We start from the raw sequence: 20,638 nt of genomic DNA on the forward strand, positions 1-20,638 counted from the left end.
CAGGAGAGAAAAATGGATAAGCCCGAATTCATCGTCACGCCGGGCTTTGGCGAACGTTTCCGCCAAACCTTGCATTTCTCGACAGCCGTCAAGATCGGGAACCGGGTGGAGACGTCTGGCCAGGGTGGTTGGAATGACGACCTGCAGATTCCCGAGGCAATCGAGGATGAGATCGCCGCGGCCTTTGGCAATATCGAGCTTGTTCTGGCGAAGGCCGGCGCGAGCTGGAGCCATGTCATTCACATCAACACTTATCATGTCGGTGGCTTTCCGCCGGTCGTGAACGAAACGATCGTGAAGCTGTGCCGCCAGTACATGCCCAACCACGCACCAGTCTGGACGCAGGTGGGGGTCGAGGCTTTAGGCTTGCCGGCGATGCGCTTCGAGATTCGCGTCACCGCCATCATCCATTAGGCGGCTTCCGCCACGCGAGGAACCAACACCGGCTAAATGCATTGCGATGGTGTCGCATGGAGCGATGCTATGCCTGATACCTCAATTCGGCACCGCCATGGGCAGATTGGCCAGCACCGCTTGTTCCTTCGCGAGGCGGGTCCAAACGGCGCCCCAGTGCTGCTGCCGCCGCACGGCTATCCCTACGCGTCCCGCTGTCGCTCGTCCGCGAGTTTCTCTCCCGACATCATGCCTGTCGCCACGCACCGCGCCGGCAGGAGCCGGCGCGACCTGTTGTCACTTTCTTGAAGGAGGCTGCCATGCCGACCAAGCCGGCCATTGCCCGCATCTGGCGCGGACGCACACGCCGCGACCGCGCCGACGAGTATGAGGCCTATAACCGCAGGGAGGGCGTTCCGCCGCTTGAAAAGACCGCGCTCGGCGTGCAGCTTTTCCGTGAAGACAGCGGAGAGGAAACGTGGTTCACCACCATCTCCTACTGGGCCGACATGGACGCGATGACCGCGTTCACCAAGGGCGATCCGACAAAGGTCCATCATCTCGACCGCGACGCCGAGTTGTTGATTGAGCTACCCGAACGCATTGAGATCCACCGCATCCTGATCGACCGGCAGGGGCTGCGCTGAAGGAGGTTGTGGCGAGGTCGACAGGGGGAGCCGAGCCGCATTTCATGAGCGAACCCAAAGCCCTCCCGCACCGTATCGCCAGCGATCTCGCTCTCGATCTCGCCAATACCTTCGGTGTTCACGATATGGTGGGCAAGGGCTGGCCGGCGTCGGCCAGCGAGGCACGCTGCGCCTGCGCCGTCCAAAGGACAGCGTCAGCGTCCTGTCGGCATTCGATCCCGATCAGATCGGCGCGGATGGACCTGGCTCGACGGACGGCTGCCGCCCCCCTTCATCTCCGGATCATGCGTGTGGTGACGATCCGCCTCGCCGCCGCCGCCGGAAGTCTGGCTACGGCGATCGCGCTCGTCATCCGCAGGCGGCTTTCGAACGACGTGTCCGTCTTTCGCATTCTCATGCGATGCGCCAGGCCCGCCATGACGAATGGATGCTGGCGTCTTGGTTGAAGTTGACACGTAGGAGCTCCTATCAGCATTAACGGTCTTGCTGAAGACCTTGATGGGTCGTGTTTTGCCGAATGTTCGCTTGATCCCCCTTCTGCGCGGGGTTTTCATTCGCCTTTTGGGTGGCGGGTTTTTCCTTGTCCGCGCGAGGTCCCGTGGGGCCCTTTCCGGATCTTCCCCCTGCTGGAATGGGGGGAGGCTTTTGTGACATTTCGGATCTCCTGGCTTTGGCGACGCGAATCGGCACCTGGAAGATCAATCGACACCTGACACACATGTTCCGAGGCGGGGTCGAATCAATCCCGCTTCCTCAGCAGCTTGAGAGGGACGGAGAAGCAATGACAGAGGAGAAACAATAGAGAATGCGGCAAATGTCTGGTGACCGGCTTTCCTCACGATGACTCGCGGGGAGGCTGTCTCTGAGGCGCTCGAGGCGGGAGCTCAGCCGGCCGACGCAATGAAGGCGGCGACACATGAACAGATGTCCACGACCATGATATACAATCGAGAGGCTTTGGAGCAGATGGACGTGTCGCGAAGCTTCGCGTGGAGCGTTCGGACCAATCTGAACGGGAACCGGTAACACGCACCCCGGATATAGGTGCTAAGTCATTGGCGCGCCGGGGAAGATTCGAACTCCCGACCCCCAGATTCGTAGTCTGGTGCTCTATCCAGCTGAGCTACCGGCGCGCGTCCCGCTGATGAAGCAACATATTGCTGTCATCAGGTGAGGTCGGTGAATTAGAACCTCCCGCTTCGCTTGGCAAGCCCCTTTAGTCACAAGACTGAAAGAAAGTGGTCAATTGGGGATAACCTCCCCCGGGAGCGCCTGTGAGGAACCAGCGGACGTCGGGGCCGTGGGGTGCATTGCCATCTGGACATCGCCTGCCGCTCGCGGTGGCCATTCCTGGCAGGGATCGGCGCGCTCATGCGTCAGACATGGCCTTGCAGCAAGCCCGCCTGATGCGGACTTGCTCCAGATCAGGCAGCGCGATCCGGTATCACGATGCGGAAATGCGCGCCCTTCTCGGACGGTTCGAGCGTGATGTCTCCGCCATGCAGATGGACGAGTTCGGCCGCGATGGCGAGACCAAGGCCGGAGCCGCCCGCGCGGGTCGTGCCTTGGAACGCCTCGAACAGCTTGCCACGGGCTTTCTCGGCGACACCGGGGCCATTGTCGATGATGTCGATGGTCACGGCACTGGGGCGGTCGCTTGCGCGCCGCGCTGTCACGACGAGACGGCGCGGCTCGCCGACAGGTGGATGCTGTTCCATGGCCTGCAGGGCATTGCGGCACAGGTTGAGCAGCACCCGTGACATCTGCTCGGCATCCGCATCGATGACGAGATCCGGCTGGATGTCCTGCACGAATTCTAGGTCATCCCCGACATCGAGGAGATCGCGCAGGTCTGAAAACAGCGGTGCCGCCGGCGCACGCCGGCGCTGAGGCACAGGCTCCGCCGCGCCGCCATAGGCGAGCGTCGCCTGGCAGAAATCGATGGCTCGCCCCAGCGTGGCGACAAGACGTGGCGCGAAACGCGCCGTGCCCGGATCGGCGACCTGCAGGAGACGATCGGACAGAAGTTGCGCCGCAGTGAGCATGTTGCGCAAGTCGTGGTTGATCTTGCTGACGGCGAGGCCGAGGGCCGCGAGATGCCGCTTCTGGCGCAGGACGTCCGCAAGGCTGTTCTCCATCTCCGCGAGCGCCCGTTCGGCGATGCCGATCTCGTCGCTGCGCGCCGAGGGTACGATGATGCGGCTTGAGTCCTCCGGGGCGGAGGCGAAGGCCGCGACATTCGCGGAGAGCCGCCGGACGGGACGGACGATCAGCCAGTGCAGGGCGAGATAGACCAGCCCGGCCGTAATCGCCGAGATGATCAGGGAGACGAGGAGAATGCGGCGGGAGAAATCGAGCATCGCCGACCGGAGCGGCCGCGGATCGATGATCATTTCCACGAAGGCAGCAGCGCCCATGCCCGGTCCGATGACCCGCACCGGCTGGTCGTTCGTCTGTAGCAGGGTGCGGAAGGCGTCCACGATCAGGGTCGGCCAGTCGGGCTCACGCAGATCGATGGTCTCGGCCACCTCGGCCGGCGTATCGGCGAGCGCGACCAGATGGCGGGCGCCGCCGACCTTCACGGCGATGGCTTGCGCGCCGACGCTCGCGAGGAGCTTCTGCTCGAAGGCGGGGTTGATACCGCCCTCCGGCGTGGCTTCCAGCACGAGCCCGGCGACCTGGGCCGTAGACAGCCTGTCGTTCAGCCAAGAAACACGAAAACTCGCGATCGAAGGCCCATAGATCAGCACTTCGGCGATCATGACGAAGAGCACGGTGAGGATCAGGAGGCGCGCCGAAAGCCCGAACAAAGGCGCAGAGCCGCCACTCGGGTGAGGCCGCGCCGCGCCCTCAGCTCCGAGAATTGGCGGAAGTTGGGATCGGGAGCCCTCCATCCGCTTGGTCCATCAACCAAAAGATCGCAGAAAACGTACCATGCCCTTCACCCATCGGCTCCGCGTCTGCGGCCCATAGAAACTCAAGGCCACATCGCGCGAAACAGCGGAATAGGTCGATGTCGGCATTTCCAGCCGGGAGAACTGCGCGATCGTCAACCCTTCCGCTATGGCAAGTGTCCAGGGGACAATGAGTTCCCCGGCCGCCGGACCAACGATCGCGCATCCAAGGATGCCACCGCGCCTGGTCAAAACCACCTTAATCTCACCCGCGGCCGCGCGATCCGCCTCGGCGCGCTCATTCTGGGCAAAAGGCGCGCGCAGGATTCGCACGTCACGGTGCCGGGCACGCGCCTCGGTTTCGCTGAGGCCGACGGCCGCGATCTCCGGGTCCGTCATGGTGAGACGGGGGACGGCGGGAGCGGCGGGCGCCGCGCGGAAGAGGATGCCGCGCACGATCCGGCGCGCCTCATCCTTGGCGAGGTGAGCCGCGAAATGGCTGTCCGTGCCAGCGCCCGAGGTTGCGGCCAGCGCATAAACACGGCGATTGCTGGTGGCGTGGCCGCGACGCAGGGCTATCCCCGTTTCCGTTGTGGCGATGCCGGCGGCCTGGAGGTCCAGCCCTCCGAATGTGGGCTTGCGTCCCACGGCCGCGCAAACATGGCTCGCCTCGATGGCGATGTCGCCATCACCCTCGGTCTCGACATCCACATGGAGCGCGTCGCGGGTCGCCTCCACGCGCTTGACCGTGGCGCGCTCGTGAATGGTGATGCCTTCCCGCCGCAGCGCGGCAAGGGCGAAAGCCGCGATCTCCGGATCCTCCCGGCGCAGGGCCGGACCACGATCGATCAGCGTCACCTCGGCGCCCAGGCGCCGTTGCGCCTGCGCCAGCGTCAACCCTGTGCGGCCGGCACCGATGATGACGAGGCGCTCGGGATGATGGGTCGTGTCGAGGATGCTGTCGTCTGTGAGAACGTCGATATCGGCAAGGCCCGGGATGTCTGGGATGACGGGTTCGGACCCGGTCGCGATCAGGAACCGGCGCGGCGTAACCGTGGTGTCGCCCACGCGCAGACTGCGCCCATCGATAAAACGCGCCTCGTCCTGCAGGATACGCACGCCAAGCGCCGCAAGGCGATAGGGGGATTCCTCCGCGACGGACGCCGCGACAACCCGTTGCACATGGGCATGGACGCGGGGGTGGTTGATCCGCGCCGCGCTGGCCCCCATGCCGAGAAACGCGGAATCACGCGCCGCGCGTACATGCGCGCCGGCATAGGACAGGGCCGCGGAGGCGGCTGCGCCGGCGCTGCGCCACGGGCCATCGAGCGTCTGATTGGCAACGAGCACCACAGGCGCGCCAAACAACGCGGCGGTCGCCGCCGCCGTGAAGCCCCCCGGTCCGGCGCCGACCACACAAAGGTCGGGACGCAGGATCTCAGCCATGGTTGCTCCGCTCGGCGACGAGATCGGCAATGGCCTGCCTCAGTTCCGGGATGCCCATACCGCCACGGCTGGATGTCGGGGCTATGCCCGGGAATGCCGCCGGCCGCTTTGCGATGGCCGCCTGCGTCTCCTCCAGGCGACTGGCAAGCGCCGCGGCCGTGAGTTCATCGGCTTTCGTCAGGACGATCTGATAGGACACCGCCGCCACGTCCAGCATGTCGAGCACTTCGGCGTCGATGTCCTTGATGCCATGTCGCGCGTCGATCAGCACGTAGACGCGGCCCAGCGTGGAGCGCCCCTTGAGGTAGCTGCGGATCATCCGTGTCCACGCCGCGACCTTCTCCTTGCCGGCAGCCGCATAGCCATAGCCGGGCATGTCGACCAGGGTGAAGGCCGGTCCCGCGCCGATGGCGAAAAAGTTCAACTGCTGCGTGCGCCCGGGTGTGTGCGAGGTCCGCGCCAGCGTCTTGCGTCCCGTCAGGGCATTGACGAGGCTCGACTTGCCAACGTTGGAACGGCCGGCGAAGGCGATTTCGAGCCCGCCGAGAGGAGGCAGACTGTCCCGCGCGGCGGCGGCCCACACGAAATCTGCGGGCCCCGCGAAGAGCTTCCGCCCCGTCTCGAGCAAGTTGGCATCGGTGCTGGATGTCGCAATGGTCATGCGCATCTTATCGAGCTTTGCCCGGAATTCTGCAAGCACCACCGTCGCATAGAGTAAGCAGGTTGGTATTTTAGGCGGAATGAGCCGGAGGCCGTGCTCAGAACCCCATACGTCCCAGCGTGTCATCACGGTCGATGAGGCGGTGCTTCAAGGCGCCGGCGACATGCAGGACGAGCAGGGCCACGAGACCATAGGCCAGCGCCATATGAATGGAGCGCAACACCATAAAGAGGCCCGCGTCAGGCGCTACAAGGTCCGGCATCGTGAACAGCCCGAAGGGCCGGGTGGGCAGGCGCAGGGGCGATGCCGAAGCCATCAGCCAGCCCGTCAGCGGCAGCGCCGCCATCGCCCCATAGAACAGGACGTGGACCAGCCGTGACATCCGCCACTCGGCCCTCCGCATGGCCTGCGGCGGTGGCGGCGATGTCCTGAGCCGCCAGACGATACGCCATACAACCAGGACGAGAGCGACAAGCCCGTAAGATTTGTGGGCTTGATAGAGCGCGAAGGTGGTGCCGAGATCGGCGTGAAGGCGGGTCATGGTCAGGCCAAGCGCGACGAGCCCAACGAGGAGGGCTGCCATGACCCAGTGCAACACCCGCCCCTGCAGACTCCAACGAGCAGCGGCGGGTATCGACGCAGGCTTCATTCCTGGGACGCCTCGGTCGATACAGTGATTGTCACGTCGTCGGATACCAATGGCTGGCCATTGATCATGCCGAACTCAGAACGCCGGACGACGCCTTTGGCGACAAAATCGACCACCGCGTGGGAGCGCCCGGCGTCGCGCCCCACACTGACGGTGAAGACCGCCGGCTTTGTCACGCCGAGCATGGTCAGATCGCCGTTGACGATGGCCGTCTGTTCGTCGCGTTTCTCCACGTTCGTGGACGAGAAGGTGATGGTCGGATGGTGCGCGACATCAAGGAAACCGGGCGCGCGGATGTAGTCATCAAGGCTGGACGATCCGGTGTCGAGCGACGCGGCCATCACGTTGAAGGAGACGCGGCTGCGTGCCGGCCGGTTGAAATCCAGCGCGAGGCGACCGGAGAACTGGCGGAAGACGCCTCGTGTCTGGGGAAAGCCGACGGCATCGATCACGAAGGTGATGGTCGTGCGCGCGGGATCGATCCGAAAGGCCGATTGTGCCAGCCCGACAGAAGGCGCGAGAAAGACAAGGAGAAGCAGCAACGGCTTGATGCGCATGACGCACACACGCGGTCACCACCGCGCCACCCGTTCACATGAGCTGACCTGTTTCGGTCGGATCGGATAAGTGCCACTGATTATAAACGCGTTCACGCCCGCGCCGCACTCTTCGTGCGGGCGGGCGCTTCAAAGCTTTGTGAAGGAGCCCCGCAGATTGGCCGGGCGCTAAGCAGCTATCAGGCTTTGGCCTTCTTCATGAACATCCCGCGCAGGTTGTCCCACAGCTCGATCTTCACGCCGTTCTTGCGCATGATCCAGCCCTGCTGCAGCACCGAGAGCAGGTTGTTCCAGGACCAGTAGATGACGAGACCGGCCGGGAACGACGCCAGCATGAAGGTGAAGATCACCGGCATCCAGGAGAACATCATCTGCTGGATGGGGTCGGGCGGCGTCGGGTTCATCTTCATCTGGACGAACATCGTGAAGCCCATGATGATCGGCCAGGCGCCAAGCATCAGGAAGTGCCCCAGCACCGGCACCGTCGACGGATCCCACGGGATCAAGCCAAACAGGTTGAAGATCGTCGTCGGATCCGGCGCGGCCAGGTCGTGGATCCAGCCGAAGAAGGGCGCGTGCCGCATCTCGATAGTGATGAAGAGCACCTTGTAGAGCGCGAAGAAGACCGGAATCTGGATCAGCATCGGCCAGCAGCCGGCGATCGGATTGATCTTCTCCTTCTTGTACAGCTCCATCAGCGCTTGCTGCTGCTTCATCTTGTCATCGGCGAAACGCTCGCGGATGGCGACCATTTCCGGCTGCACGGCCTTCATCTTGGCCATGGAGGCATAGGACTTGTTGGCCAGCGGGAAGAAGGCGAGCTTCACCAGCACCGTCACGGTGATGATGGCGATGCCGAAGTTGCCGAAGAGCTTGTAGAAGAAGTCCAGCAGCCAGAACATCGGCTTGGTGATGAAATAGAACCATCCCCAATCGATCAGCAGGTCGAAGCCCTTGATGCCCAGGGTGTTCTCGTATCCCTGGATAGCAGCAACTTCCTTAGCGCCCGCGAAGAGATGCATTGTCGTCTGCACCGAGGCGCCGGGGGCGACAGTCAACGGCCCCGAGAGCACGTCGGCCTGATAGGTCGGCTGATTGTTGAACTGGCGCTCGGAGAAACGGCCGGAATAGGCTTGTTTCTGATCGGGAATCAGCGCGGTCGCCCAGTATTTGTCCGTAATGCCCGCAAAGCCGCCCGTCACATCCGGGAACTGGAGGCCCGTTCCGCCACCCGGCAGGGCCGGCTCCTTGGCGAGCTTCGAATAGCTGACCTCCTGCAAGCCCTTGTCGCCAAGCACACCGACGAGGCCTTCATGCAGGATGTAGAAATTCTGGGTCTGCGGCAGGCCGTGACGCGAGATAAGGCCGTAGGGGTGAAGCGTCATCGGCGTTGTGCCGGTGTTCTCCACGCTGTCCGTCACGGTGAACATCGCGTCGTCGTCGACCGCGATAGTGCGGAGGAACCTGACGCCCTGCCCGTTGTCATAAGTCAGCGTGACCGGTGTCTGCGGCGTCAGGCGCGCGCCCTCGGGCACGGTCCAGAGCGTTTCCGCATTCGGCAACGCCGGCACGCCCTCGCCGCTGCCGACCCAGCCGAACTCGGCGTAGTAGGGATGCGGGCTGCCGGACGGCGACAGCAGGATGATGTTCGGGCTCTTGGGGTTGACGGTCTCGTGGTAGGCCTTCAGCGAGACGTCGTCGATGCGTCCTCCCCGCAGGGCAATCGAACCCGCGATCTTCGGCGTGTCGATGATGACACGGGGGCTGCGCGCCAGCGCCGCCTCGCGGCTGACCGGCGCGGATGTGGCACCGCTCTGTCCCGGCACCGTCTGCGCGGAGCCAGCATCACCAGGCGCTCCCGGCTGCGGCGCGGTGCTCGAAGGCTGCCCCGGCGTCGCATTTTGCTGAGTCTGGGTAGCAGCCTGTCGCTGCTGCTCCACCTTCGGCATGCCGAAGAAATAGTTCCAGCCCGTCAGCACCACGATCGATAGCACTATGGCGAGGATCAGGTTCTTGTTGTCGCCGATCATGGACGATCCGTTGTGTTGGCAGGACGGTGGGCGGAAGGCCGCTCAGCTCGCTTCCGTGTTGACGAAAATGTGGCGATGGCCCGCTTGAGATCAACCGCAAGCATGTCGAAGGGGGCGGATAAAGCGCCGCGCCGGGCCACGACAACAACATCGAGCGCTGCTTCCGGCCACTCCGGCCTCAGCTTGCGCAATACCTCGCGTAGCCGGCGCCTGATACGGTTGCGCTCGACGGCGTTGCCAGTCTTCTTGGTCACGGTAAGGCCAAAGCGCGGCCCCCGCTCCGGCCCTGTGGCGGCCGAGAGGGCAGCATCCGCCTGCGACAAGCAACCAAAACCCGGCACATTCACGACATCGTGCTCATGAGCATCGGCGTCGGGAATAGGCCGGGCGAGCGACTTTCCGCGCGCGCGATCAATCCACTGAACACTCATGCGCTCAGTGTGAAATCGTTTGCCGCGCGCAGCAGCCAGAAACTCGGAACGCTTTTGAAGGCGCGGCAATTGGGCCGAGCGCCGCCCATGCTGAACCGCCGGGACGTCGCACATGCCAGCCTGCGCCGTGTCAGGCTGACAGGCGCGTACGGCCCCGTGCGCGACGCGCAGCGATAATCTTGCGCCCGCCCTTGGTCGCGATCCGCGCGCGAAACCCATGCCGGCGCTTGCGCACGAGCTTGCTCGGTTGATACGTCCTTTTCACGGCCCAGTCTCCGGTCCCGTAGGGGCGCGGCGGCCTCAAGACCTCGCGCCCGACATCGCCCCGGCAAGCCGGTAACGACCTTGATGATTGTTTGCTGCCGATTGTCACCCCGAAACGATAGACGCCGAGACGACGACCAAGACGACGATCGGCGCCCGTTAAGAGCGCCGTCGACATGAGCGGCTTATGGCGGAAGGCATTCAGAAAGTCAACGGCATCAGACGGACGTCACGACCTCCTTGTTGCCCCTGACGCCGTCCTCTCCTGGCTTGTCGGCGTCTGGCGGGCGACGCGCGGCATAGTGCTGCGCCATGGCCGCGCAGACCATCAGCTGAATCTGATGATAGAGCATGAGAGGCAGCACGATCGCACCGACAGCCTGCGCGGGAAAAATGACGTTCGCCATCGGAATCCCGCTGACAAGGCTCTTCTTCGACCCGCAGAAGACAATGGTGATCTCGTCCTCCTTCGAGAAGCCGAGCAGACGGCTGCCGTAGGTGGTCGCCAGGATGACGCAGCCGAGAAGCACGACATCGACGGCGGCCATGACGAGAAGCGTCGTGACGTCAAAGGTCTGCCACAACCCTGCGACGACCGCCTTGCTGAAGGCGCCGTAGACGACCAGCAGGATCGAGCTGCGGTCCGTCATCCCGAGCACGCGGTTGTGCCGACGGACAAAGCCGCCAATCCAGGGCTGCAGAAGCTGGCCCGCGACGAATGGCGCCAGAAGTTGCAGAAGGATCGCGATCACCGCATCGCTGGAGACGCCGCCGCCCTGGGTATGCAGCAGCACGCCCACCAGGAGAGGAGTCAGGGCCATCCCGAAGATGTTGGAAGCGGAAGCGGCGCAGATCGCAGCGGGCACGTTGCCGCGCGCCATCGATGTGAAGGCGATCGAGGATTGCACGGTCGACGGCAGCACGCAGAGGAAAAGAATGCCGGAATAGAGCGTCGGCGTCAGCAACGACGGCGACAGGGGCCCCAGCGCCAGCCCGACCAACGGGAAGAGGACGAAGGTGACCGCGATGATAACGAGATGCAGGCGCCAATGGCGTACGCCAGCGACCACGGCCTCTCGTGAAAGCCGCGCGCCATGCAGGAAGAACAGCAGCGCGACCGCGAAATCCGTGAGATAGCCGAGATAGTCGACGAACGCGCCACGCGCCGGAAGAAGCGAGGCGAGCAGGACGACAGCCAGAAGGATGATGATGAATTTGTCAGGCCGGAAGCGAAAACGCACGATCACGGGCCTCTATCAATGATCAATCGGGATAGGTCCGCACATAAAGCGGTCATAGCGGGGTTGTGAACCCCTTGCTCGGCAACGGCGCTATGCGCTCCATGCGCGCAACCATGCTTCCATGCGACGGCTGAGGTGCTCGCAGAACGGTTGACGGCGACCACATCGCGGCTAATGAAGGTGCCGCGCAAGATGAATTCCAGCATGAAGGGCTCGACGTGACGCTCCAGTATTCCACCCAGGTCGACGTGACAGGTCGTCCCGTTCCGATTCATGGCGAGGAAGCGTTTGCCGGCATGCGCCGCGCCGGCCGGCTGGCCGCGGAAACCCTCGACTTCATTACCCCGGCGGTCAGGGCCGGCGTGTCGACGGCCGAGCTTGATGCCCTCTGCGAGGAGTTCATGCGCAAGGCCGGCGCCGTGCCGGCGACGATCGGCTACAAGGGTTACCGCCATGCGAGCTGCATTTCGGTCAATCACGTCGTCACCCACGGCATTCCCTCCGAGAAGCTCCTCTCGGAGGGCGACATCCTCAATATCGACGTCACGCCCATCCTCGATGGTTGGTATGGCGACTCGAGCCGCATGTATCTCGTCGGCGAAGTTTCCGTGAAGGCCGCACGTCTCGTGCACACCACCTACGAGTCGATGATGGCCGGCATTGCCCAGGTGAAGCCCGGCAACACCCTCGGGGATGTGGGCCACGCCATCGAGGCGATAGCGCTGCGCGAACGCTTTTCCGTGGTCGAGGACTTCTGCGGCCATGGCCTTGGCCAGGTGTTCCATGACGCGCCACAGGTCGTGCACTACGGCGAGCCCGGCACGGGCGTCGTGCTGGAGCCCGGCATGCTCTTCACCATCGAGCCCATGCTGAATGCGGGCAAGGCCGGGGTGAAGGTGCTGGGCGACGGTTGGACCGCCGTGACGCGGGACCGGTCGCTGTCCGCGCAGTTCGAGCACACCGTCGGCGTGACGGAGACGGGCGTCGAGATCTTCACCCTGTCGCCGAAGGGCTTCACCGAGCCCCCCTACCCCGCCGCCTGATCGCGGGCACGATGAGGTCTCAGGAATGCCAATCTCGTTGATCGACCGCTTGTTCATGATCCTCGGTGCTGTCGCCGGCCTCGCCGGCGTAGCGGCGGCAGCCGCGGCCACCCATGTCACGGGTGGCGGCAGCCTCGGCACAGCGGCGGATTTCCTGCTCTTTCACGCGCCCGTCCTCTTGGCCATAGCCATTGCCGACCATGTCGGGCTTGGTCGCGCCGGATTGCTGCGCCTTGGTGGCGTACTCGTCATTCTTGGGCTCATCGGCTTCAGCGGCGATCTTGCCATGCGCGCCCTCACGGGCACGCCCCTCTTCGCGATGGCGGCCCCCACCGGCGGCACGCTGCTGATGATAGCCTGGGTCGCCATCGGCCTGTCCGCTCTCATTCCGCGACGCTCTTGAAAGACACGACAAAGTCGTGTGTCTTCGCTAAAAGACTGCGCCATCCGCATCCTGCCAACGGCGAGACATAGCATGTCCGATAACAAAGCCGCTCCCACCCCTCTCGCCGACCTGCCCGACGTGCATACCCGCGCCGAGGTTCTGGTGCAGGCCCTTCCCCATATGCAGCGCTACGACCAGGAGATCGTGGTCGTGAAATATGGCGGGCACGCCATGGGTGATCCCGCAGCCGCCGAGGATTTCGCCGAGGACATCGTGCTCCTCGAGCAATCCGGCGTGAAGCCGATCGTCGTGCATGGCGGCGGCCCGCAGATCGGCCAGATGCTGAACCGGCTTGGCGTGAAATCCGAGTTCGCCGCGGGCCTGCGCATCACCGACAAAGCGACCGTCGAGATCGTCGAGATGGTGCTGGCCGGCTCCATCAACAAGCAGATCGTCGGCACCATCGCCGCCGAAGGCGGGAAGGCCATTGGTCTTTGCGGCAAGGATGGCAACATGGTCACCGCCCGCAAGGTGACACGCTCGGTCGTCGACCCCGATTCCAACATTGAGAAGGTGGTCGATCTCGGCTTCGTGGGCGAGCCGGAGCGGGTGGACCGCACGGTTCTCGATTCCGTGCTCGGCCAGGAGATCATCCCGGTGCTGGCACCGGTAGCGGTCGGCGCCGACGGCGAGACCTACAACATCAACGCCGACACCTTCGCGGGCGCGATCGCGGGTGCCATGCGCGCCAAGCGGCTGCTGCTGCTCACCGACGTACCGGGGGTTCTCGACAAGAACAAGAATCTCCTGCCCGAGCTCACCGTGGAGCAATGCCGCCACCTCATCGCCGACGGCACGATCACGGGCGGCATGATCCCCAAGGTCGAGACCTGCATCTACGCCCTTGAGCAGGGCGTTGAGGGCGTCGTGATCCTGGACGGCAAGGTGTCACACGCCGTGCTGCTGGAGCTCTACACGGACCACGGCGCCGGCACGCTGATCCGGAGGTAGGGCTGATCAACGTTCAGCCCGCGAACCTGCCTCCTGGAACACTGCCTCCTGGAACACTGCCTCTTGGGACGCGGCCTCTTGGGACGCTGCGTCTTGGGTCACCCGCGCGGGTGACCCAGCTGCGGGCTTGAACCCGGATTCAACGAACCGTTCCCGGCAATCCGCCTCAAGGCCGATAAAGCACACGATAGGCTGGTTTGACCAGCCGGCCGACCGGGTCAAAAAATGCCGGTTCCAGCACGATCGAGACGATCCGCAAGGCATCGATCTGCCGCAAGGCCAATGTCGCGTTGAGCGCCTCGAGGCTCGCCGCGCTCGTGAGCTCAGCGAGCGGCGTGCTATGGCGCCCGCCGTCATCACCGGTTTCCACCATGATCTGGTCCTCAAATCAATTAAACAACTGGCCTGACAATCCATTTTGGCAACCCCAGTTCCAGACCATGCGTGGGGAGCGAGCATTTGCGCGGGATGCGATGCTTTTCACGCGAGCAGACATCAGATCTTGCATCCTCCGCGCCCTGCAACCATCTAAGCAGGTTCCCCCTCGTCCACGCCTCGCGGTCGAGGTCCACTAGAGGGAGCGTGATGTCGACAGAGGCTGTCTCGCCTCGCCGGGCCTCAAGCCCGGGGCAAGCCTTCGATACCACGTTCCGGGAACGGAGCCTTTTCAACGTGTCCTTCCTCAAACCGCCCGTCGACGATCTGCCAAACCTGCCGGAAAGCCTGCCCAATGCCTTACGCCAAGCAGCTCCTTTCCCGGAGGCGCTGACGCACAAGCCATCGCTCGCGCATGTCGACACCTGGATCTTTGATCTCGACAACACACTCTATCCGCACGACGCCAAGCTCTGGCCACAGGTCGACCTCCGGATCACCCTGTTCCTCGTGGAGCTTTGCGGCCTCGACGGGATCTCGGCGCGCGCGCTGCAGAAATACTACTACCATCGCTATGGAACGACCCTGCGTGGCCTGATGGAGGAGTACGGAATCGATCCGGAAGAGTTCCTCGAATTCGCCCATAGCATCGACTACTCATCGCTTCTGCCTAATCCCCTTCTTGGGGAGGCCATCGCTGCTCTGCCGGGCCGCAAGCTGATCCTCACCAACGGTTCACGGGCGCACGCGGAAGCCGTCGCACTCAAGCTCGGCATCCGCGAGCATTTTGAGGACGTGTTCGACATCGTCGCATCCGGCTTCGTGCCCAAACCGGAGCAGAGCACCTATGAGCGTTTTCTTGATCGCCATAATGTCGATCCGGCAGGCGCGGTGATGTTCGAAGACATCGAAAAGAACCTCGTCGTGCCCCACGCGCTGGGCATGGCGACCGTGCTCGTCCTGCCGAAGACCCTCGACCCCTTCCGGGAGGCGGAGGAACAGGCCCCCATGATCGCGCCTCATATCGATTTCATGACCGACGACCTCGCCGATTTTCTTGGGCGCATGCGTGACCGTCGAGGCGAACCGTAAAGGTTTGAATCAACAAGGGCGCCTTTCAACGCCCTTGTTCGCTTCCGCCAGTCTCGGCGTTCTTTTCAGTTGACCAAGTTTTTGTGCGGCCAATCCTTTATTTGGCGAAGCGCCCCTCGTATTTGAACTGCGGCGCCGCCTTCAACTGGTCCTTCGTCGCATTCATGCGTGCATTCCACTTCTTGTCCGCCTCGCTCCACGTCAGCATCAGCGCGGACGGAGCAACAGCAACGTAATGCGTGCCCATGCCGAGGAAGCCCCCTACAGAGAGGATGTAGGCACGGATCGACGTCCCATCGACAACCGCGTCCTCGATCTCGCCAACGTTCTCGTCGCCGGCGTTCCTGACATTCAGCCCTTTGAGCGAACTGGCCAATGCCCCTTGCTCAACTGTGACAAAGCTTGGCCCCTGAGCAGGCGTCGGTGCATTCTGTGCAAACGCCGCCGTCGAAAGTCCAATAGCCGCGATTACAACTGCGATCCGAACCATACTTAAATCTCCTGAAATTCACAGCGGATGGATATCCGTATTTCCGTTATTGAGAATGGCGTCGGTACGATTTTGTTCCATGGCTCTATTTCGCCATGTGTTCTTTGTTTTTGCGATAATTTGTAAGTTCTTCCCGCGCAAAAGCCGCTCACCAACGGACCTGCCGCAGTGAGTCCATCGCCGGCTCCGCAGGCGCATTGACAGCACGGTCATAACCGCTCATTCTCATCGCCTGTTCCGAGGGGGGCCCCGTGAGGGGGCTGAGATTCCGCCGGCTTGTGAAAGAGCACCGCGGTGACCCTTAGGACCTGATCCGGGTCATGCCGGCGAAGGGACGGAAAAGGTGCAAGGCTCCTCACGATTCCATCAGATCGCTGTCACCCGGATCTTCTCAAACCAGGAGTGCATCCGCTTGAACCCAATTTCGATCCTGTCGGATCGGAAATGGGCTCGCTCGACCGCATCGTCTTCACGCGAAGCCCTATCCACTTCGCTTGAGAATGCCGTGGGCGGAGGCTCTCCTCATTAACGAACCGGGGCGCCTTCGCTCCGGCGAGGGTTCTCCGGAAAAGGAGATCCATGAACATTCATCAGCCATCCAAGGCGCATGCGAAAGCGCGCCAGACCATCACCCCAACGCCCGCAGCCGTCACCACCGGCGCCGTCGCGGGATCGGCCAAGATCTATTCCACCGCGCCGGATCATCCCGAGATCCGCGTTCCCTTCCGCGAAATCGCGCTTGATCCCGCCTCCGGCGAGGCCCCGTTCCGTGTCTATGACACTTCCGGCCCCTTCACCGACCCTGGGGCCGCCATCGATCTCAACAGCGGCCTCGCCCAGCCCCGCGCGCCATGGCTCGCGACGCGCAGCCTGACCGCGATCGCGCCACGCGCGGTGAGACCGGAGGACAACGGCAATATCGCCCCTGACAAGCTTGTCGCGCCCTGCCCAGCCGAACGCGCCGTGCTGTCCGGCCGAGCCGGGCAGCCGGTCACGCAGCTCGACTATGCCCGCGCCGGCATTATCACCGAGGAGATGGTCTATATCGCCCATCGCGAGAATCTAGGCCGCGCGGCGATGCTCGCGGGTGCGCAGGAGCGCCGCGCCGACGGCGAGGACTTCGGCGCCGCCATCCCCAGCTTCATCACGCCGGAATTCGTGCGCGAGGAGGTGGCGCGGGGCCGCGCGGTCATCCCCGCCAACATCAATCATCCCGAGCTCGAGCCCACCATCATCGGCCGCAACTTCCTGGTGAAGATCAACGCTAATATCGGCAATTCGGCCGTCACCTCCTCGGCCGCCGACGAGGTGGAGAAGCTGGTTTGGGCCATCCGCTGGGGTGCCGACACGGTGATGGACCTTTCCACCGGGCGCAATATCCACAATATCCGCTCGTGGATCATGCGCAACGCGCCCGTGCCCATCGGCACGGTCCCGATTTACCAGGCGCTGGAGAAGGTAGACGGCGACCCGGCGAAGCTCGACTGGGAGGTGTTCAAGGACACGCTCATCGAACAGGCCGAGCAGGGCGTGGACTATTTCACGATCCACGCCGGCGTGCGTCTGGCCTATGTGCCCCTTACGGCGCGGCGCGTCACCGGCATCGTCTCGCGCGGCGGTTCGATCATGGCGCGCTGGTGCCTCTCCCATCACCGGGAAAGCTTCCTCTATGAGCGCTTCGACGAGATCTGCGACATCATGCATCGCTATGACGTCACCTTTTCGCTCGGCGACGGCCTCCGGCCCGGCTCGATCGCCGATGCCAATGACGCCGCCCAGTTCGCGGAGCTCGACACGCTTGGCGAACTGACGAAAGTGGCCTGGGACAAGGGCTGCCAGGTGATGATCGAGGGACCGGGCCATGTGCCGATGCACAAGATCAAGGCCAATATGGACAAGCAGCTCGCCACCTGCGGCGAGGCCCCCTTCTATACGCTCGGGCCGCTGACCACCGACATCGCGCCGGGCTACGACCACATCACCTCCGCTATCGGGGCTGCGATGATCGGCTGGTTCGGCACGGCGATGCTCTGCTATGTCACACCCAAGGAACATCTTGGACTGCCGAACCGGGACGACGTGAAGACCGGCGTGATCACCTACAAGATCGCCGCCCATGCCGCCGATCTCGCCAAGGGCCATCCCGCGGCCAAGCTGCGCGACGACGCCTTGTCCCGAGCGCGCTTCGAGTTCCGCTGGGAGGACCAGTTCAACTTAGGCCTCGATCCGGACACCGCGCGTGCCTTCCACGACGAGACCCTGCCGAAGGAGGCCCACAAGGTCGCGCATTTCTGCTCGATGTGCGGGCCGAAATTCTGCTCGATGAAGATCACGCAGGATCTGCGCGCGGAGGCGCTCGCCATGGAGCCTTCTGCGATCGAGACTCTTGCCGACGACGCCGAGCGCCTCGCGGGCCTTGCCGAAAAGGCGCGCGAGTTCAACGCCAAGGGGGCGGCCATCTACGTACCGGCGGATTAGCGGAATGCCACGCCGATCCCTCCCTTAGGGCCCCTTCGGGGAGGGGGCGGCGCGCCAAAGAGGTCGGGTGGGGCCGCGCGGCCGGGAAATGCTCTGGCGGCCATACATGTGTGGCCGTCCGCTCAGCCGGGTCAGCACCAGAGCGAACCCCACCCGGCGCCTGCGGCGCCACCCTCCCCCGAAGGGGAGGGATCGGCGCGCGGCAACTGACCTGATGGCCCGGCGTGTGGCTGCCAAGGTGCCCTGCCCCCTTCAGGCTGCTTAGACTTCACCGCTGAAACGACAGAGAAGCTACAAATCGGCGCGGAACGCAATAGTCAAGATTTCACACCTAATATCTCTGCCGTCGCGTCAAATAAAATCCCTTTCCTCGTTTTATGAACAACCGTTCATCGATCTGATGCATTTGCCAGAACTTATTATCGTCATAATCGCCAGTTGACCTCGATCATTCGATTCTAGGGGCTCTGTGCTGGGCGGCGGTGCGAATGATAGAGGACCTGACTGATGCGGATGACCCGTTTCGCTTTGCTCGCCGGCACGGTGATAGCGATGCCGATACTACGCGTGGCGGCTGCGCCCCTCGACCCCGCGTTCATGGCCCCATCCATGGACCCTGCACAGCATAGCTTGCCGCGCGTGCCGCCAGACGGAACGCGGCTCCTGATTGCGCAGGGCGCGCCCGACGCGGGCGATCAGGATGGCCGTCCGCAACGGCAGCGGCCAGAAGGCCGCGAGCGCCCCGAGGGCGGCCAGCAGCCGCCGGGCGGAGGGCCGGGCAGGCCCGAGGGCGCGCGACCGGATATGCAGCGTCAGGAGATGCCACAGAGGCGAGAGATGCCGCAGAGGCAAGAGATGCAACGACCGGAAAGGCCGAGGCCGGAAGTGCCCAGGTCAGAAGTGCCCAGGTCAGAAGTGCCAAGGCCTGAGGGCCAGCGCCCCGATGCGCCGCGATCCATGCCTGATCGCCCCGCTATCCCGCCCAATGGTCGCCCCCTCCCACCTGGAGCCGAAGAGCGCGCGCCCGGCCGCCCTGTCCGCCCCGAGGCCGCCCCCCGCGAAGAGCCACGGCCTGCGCCACCACGAGAGGTCGTTCCCCGACCGGAAGCGCCCCGGCCGGAACCGGAGGGACGTGGACGTCCGCCACGCCAAGCACCCGGCCAGGTGCCAAGCCAGGCACCGAGCCAGGCACCGAGCCCCAATCGTCCCGGAGAGCCAGCGCGGGCGCCTGGCGCGCGACCTGACACACAACAGCAGCAACCGCGACCAGAAAGGCCCGCGCCGGTGGCGCCCCCCCGCCCAGGACGGCAGGCGCCGGACCAGTCCGCCCCACCTGGCGAGCCTGTGCCGCCCCCTGGCGCACGCCCCGGCGCGCAACAGCAGCCGGGCGACAGGCCCACACGCGGTGCGCAGCCGCCAGCAGAGCAACCCCGGCCCGAGCGGCCGGTCGCGCCGGGCCAGCCCGTTCCCCCAAGTCAGCCCGTTCCCCCAAGTCAGCCCCCCCTGGGCCAGCCGTCGCCGCCTACTGGCCCGCGTCCCGGCGCGCAGCAGCAGCCGGGTGACAGGCCCGGCTTCGGCGGCCCTCCCGGCCGCGACATGAGCGAGGAATGGCGCGGCCGTCGGCAGGTGGAGGAGCGCGATGGACGCACCATCATTCGCGAAGGCGACAACAGGGTCATCATCCGTGAGGGCGATCGCGAGGTCATCCGCCACGACGAGGTTGAGCGGTTGCGACGCGGCGCGCGCGATGTGAATGTGGTTAGCGGACGCGGCGGGGAGCGCACCATCACGGTGGTGCGACCGGACGGCAGCCGCATCGTCACCATGGAGGATGCCGATGGCCGCCTCATGCGCCGGATCCGGCGCGGTCCGGACGGGCGCGACGTGATCATCATCGACAACAGCCGCAGGCCGGCGCGTCGACCAGCCGGTCCCGGCTTTTATGCCCCGCCGCTGGTAGCACTGCCGCCACTTATGCTCGGTGCCGTTCCCCGCGACCGCTATATCGTGGAAGCTGAGGATGTCGGACCGGACGTGATCGAGGAGACCTTTCTGGCCCCCCCCGTGGAGCGGGTGGAGCGAGCCTACAGCCTCGACGAGATCCGTTATAATGAGCGTCTGCGCGAGAAGATGCGTCGCGTCGATGTGGATACTATCACTTTCGCCACGGGCTCGGCCGATGTCGCGCCCACGGAGGTTGGTCGGCTGGACGCCATCGCCCGCGGTCTGGCGGCTGTGATCAAGCGCAATGCCAACGAGGTATTTCTGGTGGAAGGGCATACCGACGCGGTTGGTTCCGACACCGACAACCTCGCCCTGTCCGACCGGCGGGCCGAGGCGGTCGCGCAGGTTCTGACCGACAGCTATGGCGTGCCGCCCGAGAATCTCGTGACCCAAGGTTATGGGGAGCAGTATTTGAAGGTGCAGACGGAGGGACCAGCACGCGAGAATCGCCGGGTCACCCTGCGCCGCATCACGCCGTTGATGTCACAGGGCAGCGCCCCACCGGCGCGTTAAGCCGCACGCATTTGGCCCAAAACAATGGCCCCGG

At 64.3% G+C, this 20,638-nt stretch carries 21 protein-coding genes, 1 tRNA gene and 1 riboswitch; of the genes, 8 read left to right on the forward strand and 14 right to left on the reverse strand.

The genetic code is table 11. The features are described 5' to 3' along the window. Window positions 1–12: 12 nt before the first annotated feature. Complete coding sequence (locus KIO74_RS11625) at window positions 13–414, forward strand: RidA family protein (protein ID WP_213332133.1); 402 nt, start codon at window positions 13–15, stop codon at window positions 412–414. A 299-nt stretch (window positions 415–713) separates the two neighbouring features. Then, window positions 714–1,040, forward strand: coding sequence for an antibiotic biosynthesis monooxygenase family protein (locus KIO74_RS11630; protein ID WP_213332134.1), 327 nt, complete (start codon window positions 714–716; stop codon window positions 1,038–1,040). A gap of 194 nt (window positions 1,041–1,234) precedes the next feature. Here KIO74_RS11630 and KIO74_RS31715 read toward each other — a convergent pair whose 3' ends face one another. The 11 genes from KIO74_RS31715 to KIO74_RS11685 form a co-directional block, all read right to left on the reverse strand. Beyond that, window positions 1,235–1,495: a hypothetical protein gene (locus KIO74_RS31715; RefSeq protein WP_291979933.1), complete on the reverse strand. Its 261-nt coding sequence runs from the start codon at window positions 1,493–1,495 to the stop codon at window positions 1,235–1,237. A gap of 601 nt (window positions 1,496–2,096) precedes the next feature. Then, window positions 2,097–2,173: transfer RNA gene (locus KIO74_RS11640), tRNA-Arg, on the reverse strand. A 291-nt stretch (window positions 2,174–2,464) separates the two neighbouring features. Next, window positions 2,465–3,850, reverse strand: a complete 1,386-nt coding sequence (locus tag KIO74_RS11645) for a sensor histidine kinase (protein ID WP_249730955.1) — start codon at window positions 3,848–3,850, stop codon at window positions 2,465–2,467. A gap of 96 nt (window positions 3,851–3,946) precedes the next feature. Further along, window positions 3,947–5,380 carry an FAD-dependent oxidoreductase gene (locus KIO74_RS11650; protein WP_213332137.1) on the reverse strand — a complete coding sequence of 478 codons (1,434 nt, stop codon included), beginning with the start codon at window positions 5,378–5,380 and terminating at the stop codon, window positions 3,947–3,949. After that, window positions 5,373–6,041 carry a ribosome biogenesis GTP-binding protein YihA/YsxC gene (yihA, locus tag KIO74_RS11655; RefSeq protein ID WP_213332138.1) on the reverse strand — a complete coding sequence of 223 codons (669 nt, stop codon included), beginning with the start codon at window positions 6,039–6,041 and terminating at the stop codon, window positions 5,373–5,375. Before yihA ends, KIO74_RS11650 begins: the two co-directional genes overlap by 8 nt. A 97-nt stretch (window positions 6,042–6,138) precedes the next feature. Continuing rightward, on the reverse strand, window positions 6,139–6,690 hold the full coding sequence (locus tag KIO74_RS11660) for a cytochrome b (RefSeq protein WP_213332139.1): 552 nt from the start codon (window positions 6,688–6,690) through the stop codon (window positions 6,139–6,141). Further along, window positions 6,687–7,247, reverse strand: a complete 561-nt coding sequence (locus KIO74_RS11665; protein WP_213332140.1) for a YceI family protein — start codon at window positions 7,245–7,247, stop codon at window positions 6,687–6,689. The genes KIO74_RS11660 and KIO74_RS11665 overlap by 4 nt, the downstream gene beginning before the upstream one ends. Before the next feature lie 179 nt (window positions 7,248–7,426). Then, complete coding sequence (gene yidC, locus KIO74_RS11670; RefSeq protein ID WP_213332141.1) at window positions 7,427–9,277, reverse strand: membrane protein insertase YidC; 1,851 nt, start codon at window positions 9,275–9,277, stop codon at window positions 7,427–7,429. Next, entirely contained in the window at window positions 9,274–9,822 is a 549-nt protein-coding gene (gene rnpA, locus KIO74_RS11675; RefSeq protein WP_213332142.1) for a ribonuclease P protein component, read from the reverse strand. Before rnpA ends, yidC begins: the two co-directional genes overlap by 4 nt. 16 nt (window positions 9,823–9,838) lie before the next feature. Further along, window positions 9,839–9,973, reverse strand: coding sequence for a 50S ribosomal protein L34 (rpmH, locus tag KIO74_RS11680; protein ID WP_213332143.1), 135 nt, complete (start codon window positions 9,971–9,973; stop codon window positions 9,839–9,841). Window positions 9,974–10,190: 217 nt separating this feature from the next. Beyond that, complete coding sequence (locus KIO74_RS11685) at window positions 10,191–11,219, reverse strand: bile acid:sodium symporter family protein (protein ID WP_502762050.1); 1,029 nt, start codon at window positions 11,217–11,219, stop codon at window positions 10,191–10,193. Window positions 11,220–11,431: 212 nt separating this feature from the next. Here KIO74_RS11685 and map point away from each other — a divergent pair, with 212 nt between their 5' ends. The 3 genes from map to argB all read left to right on the forward strand — a co-directional run bounded on the left by map (window position 11,432) and on the right by argB (window position 13,652). Continuing rightward, window positions 11,432–12,256 (forward strand): type I methionyl aminopeptidase, encoded by an 825-nt coding sequence (gene map / locus KIO74_RS11690; RefSeq protein WP_291955580.1) that lies wholly within the window; start codon window positions 11,432–11,434, stop codon window positions 12,254–12,256. Between the two features lie 25 nt (window positions 12,257–12,281). Then, a complete protein-coding gene (locus KIO74_RS11695; protein WP_249730956.1) occupies window positions 12,282–12,659 on the forward strand; it encodes a DUF423 domain-containing protein in 378 nt (125 codons plus the stop codon). Window positions 12,660–12,731: 72 nt separating this feature from the next. After that, a complete protein-coding gene (gene argB / locus KIO74_RS11700; protein ID WP_213332144.1) occupies window positions 12,732–13,652 on the forward strand; it encodes an acetylglutamate kinase in 921 nt (306 codons plus the stop codon). A 166-nt stretch (window positions 13,653–13,818) separates the two neighbouring features. Here argB and KIO74_RS11705 read toward each other — a convergent pair whose 3' ends face one another. Continuing rightward, window positions 13,819–14,025 carry a hypothetical protein gene (locus KIO74_RS11705; protein ID WP_213332145.1) on the reverse strand — a complete coding sequence of 69 codons (207 nt, stop codon included), beginning with the start codon at window positions 14,023–14,025 and terminating at the stop codon, window positions 13,819–13,821. Window positions 14,026–14,237: 212 nt separating this feature from the next. Between KIO74_RS11705 and KIO74_RS11710 the strand changes: the two genes are divergently transcribed. Continuing rightward, a complete protein-coding gene (locus KIO74_RS11710; RefSeq protein ID WP_213332146.1) occupies window positions 14,238–15,119 on the forward strand; it encodes a pyrimidine 5'-nucleotidase in 882 nt (293 codons plus the stop codon). Window positions 15,120–15,216: 97 nt separating this feature from the next. On the opposite strand, the gene KIO74_RS11715 is transcribed toward KIO74_RS11710, so the two are convergent. Further along, complete coding sequence (locus KIO74_RS11715) at window positions 15,217–15,609, reverse strand: PRC-barrel domain-containing protein (RefSeq protein ID WP_213332147.1); 393 nt, start codon at window positions 15,607–15,609, stop codon at window positions 15,217–15,219. Window positions 15,610–15,839: 230 nt separating this feature from the next. Then, window positions 15,840–15,961: riboswitch (TPP riboswitch) on the forward strand. 227 nt (window positions 15,962–16,188) lie between these two features. Here KIO74_RS11715 and thiC point away from each other — a divergent pair. Next, window positions 16,189–18,087 (forward strand): phosphomethylpyrimidine synthase ThiC, encoded by a 1,899-nt coding sequence (thiC, locus tag KIO74_RS11720; protein WP_213332148.1) that lies wholly within the window; start codon window positions 16,189–16,191, stop codon window positions 18,085–18,087. Between the two features lie 561 nt (window positions 18,088–18,648). Here the strand turns inward: thiC and KIO74_RS11725 are convergent. After that, window positions 18,649–18,948, reverse strand: coding sequence for a hypothetical protein (locus KIO74_RS11725; RefSeq protein ID WP_213332149.1), 300 nt, complete (start codon window positions 18,946–18,948; stop codon window positions 18,649–18,651). Window positions 18,949–19,683: 735 nt separating this feature from the next. On the opposite strand from KIO74_RS11725, the gene KIO74_RS32215 reads away from it, so the two are divergent. Then, window positions 19,684–20,604, forward strand: coding sequence for an OmpA family protein (locus tag KIO74_RS32215; RefSeq protein WP_283772122.1), 921 nt, complete (start codon window positions 19,684–19,686; stop codon window positions 20,602–20,604). Window positions 20,605–20,638: the final 34 nt, after the last annotated feature.

It is taken from the genome of Chelatococcus sp. HY11 (assembly GCF_018398335.1).
In the GTDB taxonomy this organism is placed as follows: Bacteria; Pseudomonadota; Alphaproteobacteria; order Rhizobiales; family Beijerinckiaceae; genus Chelatococcus.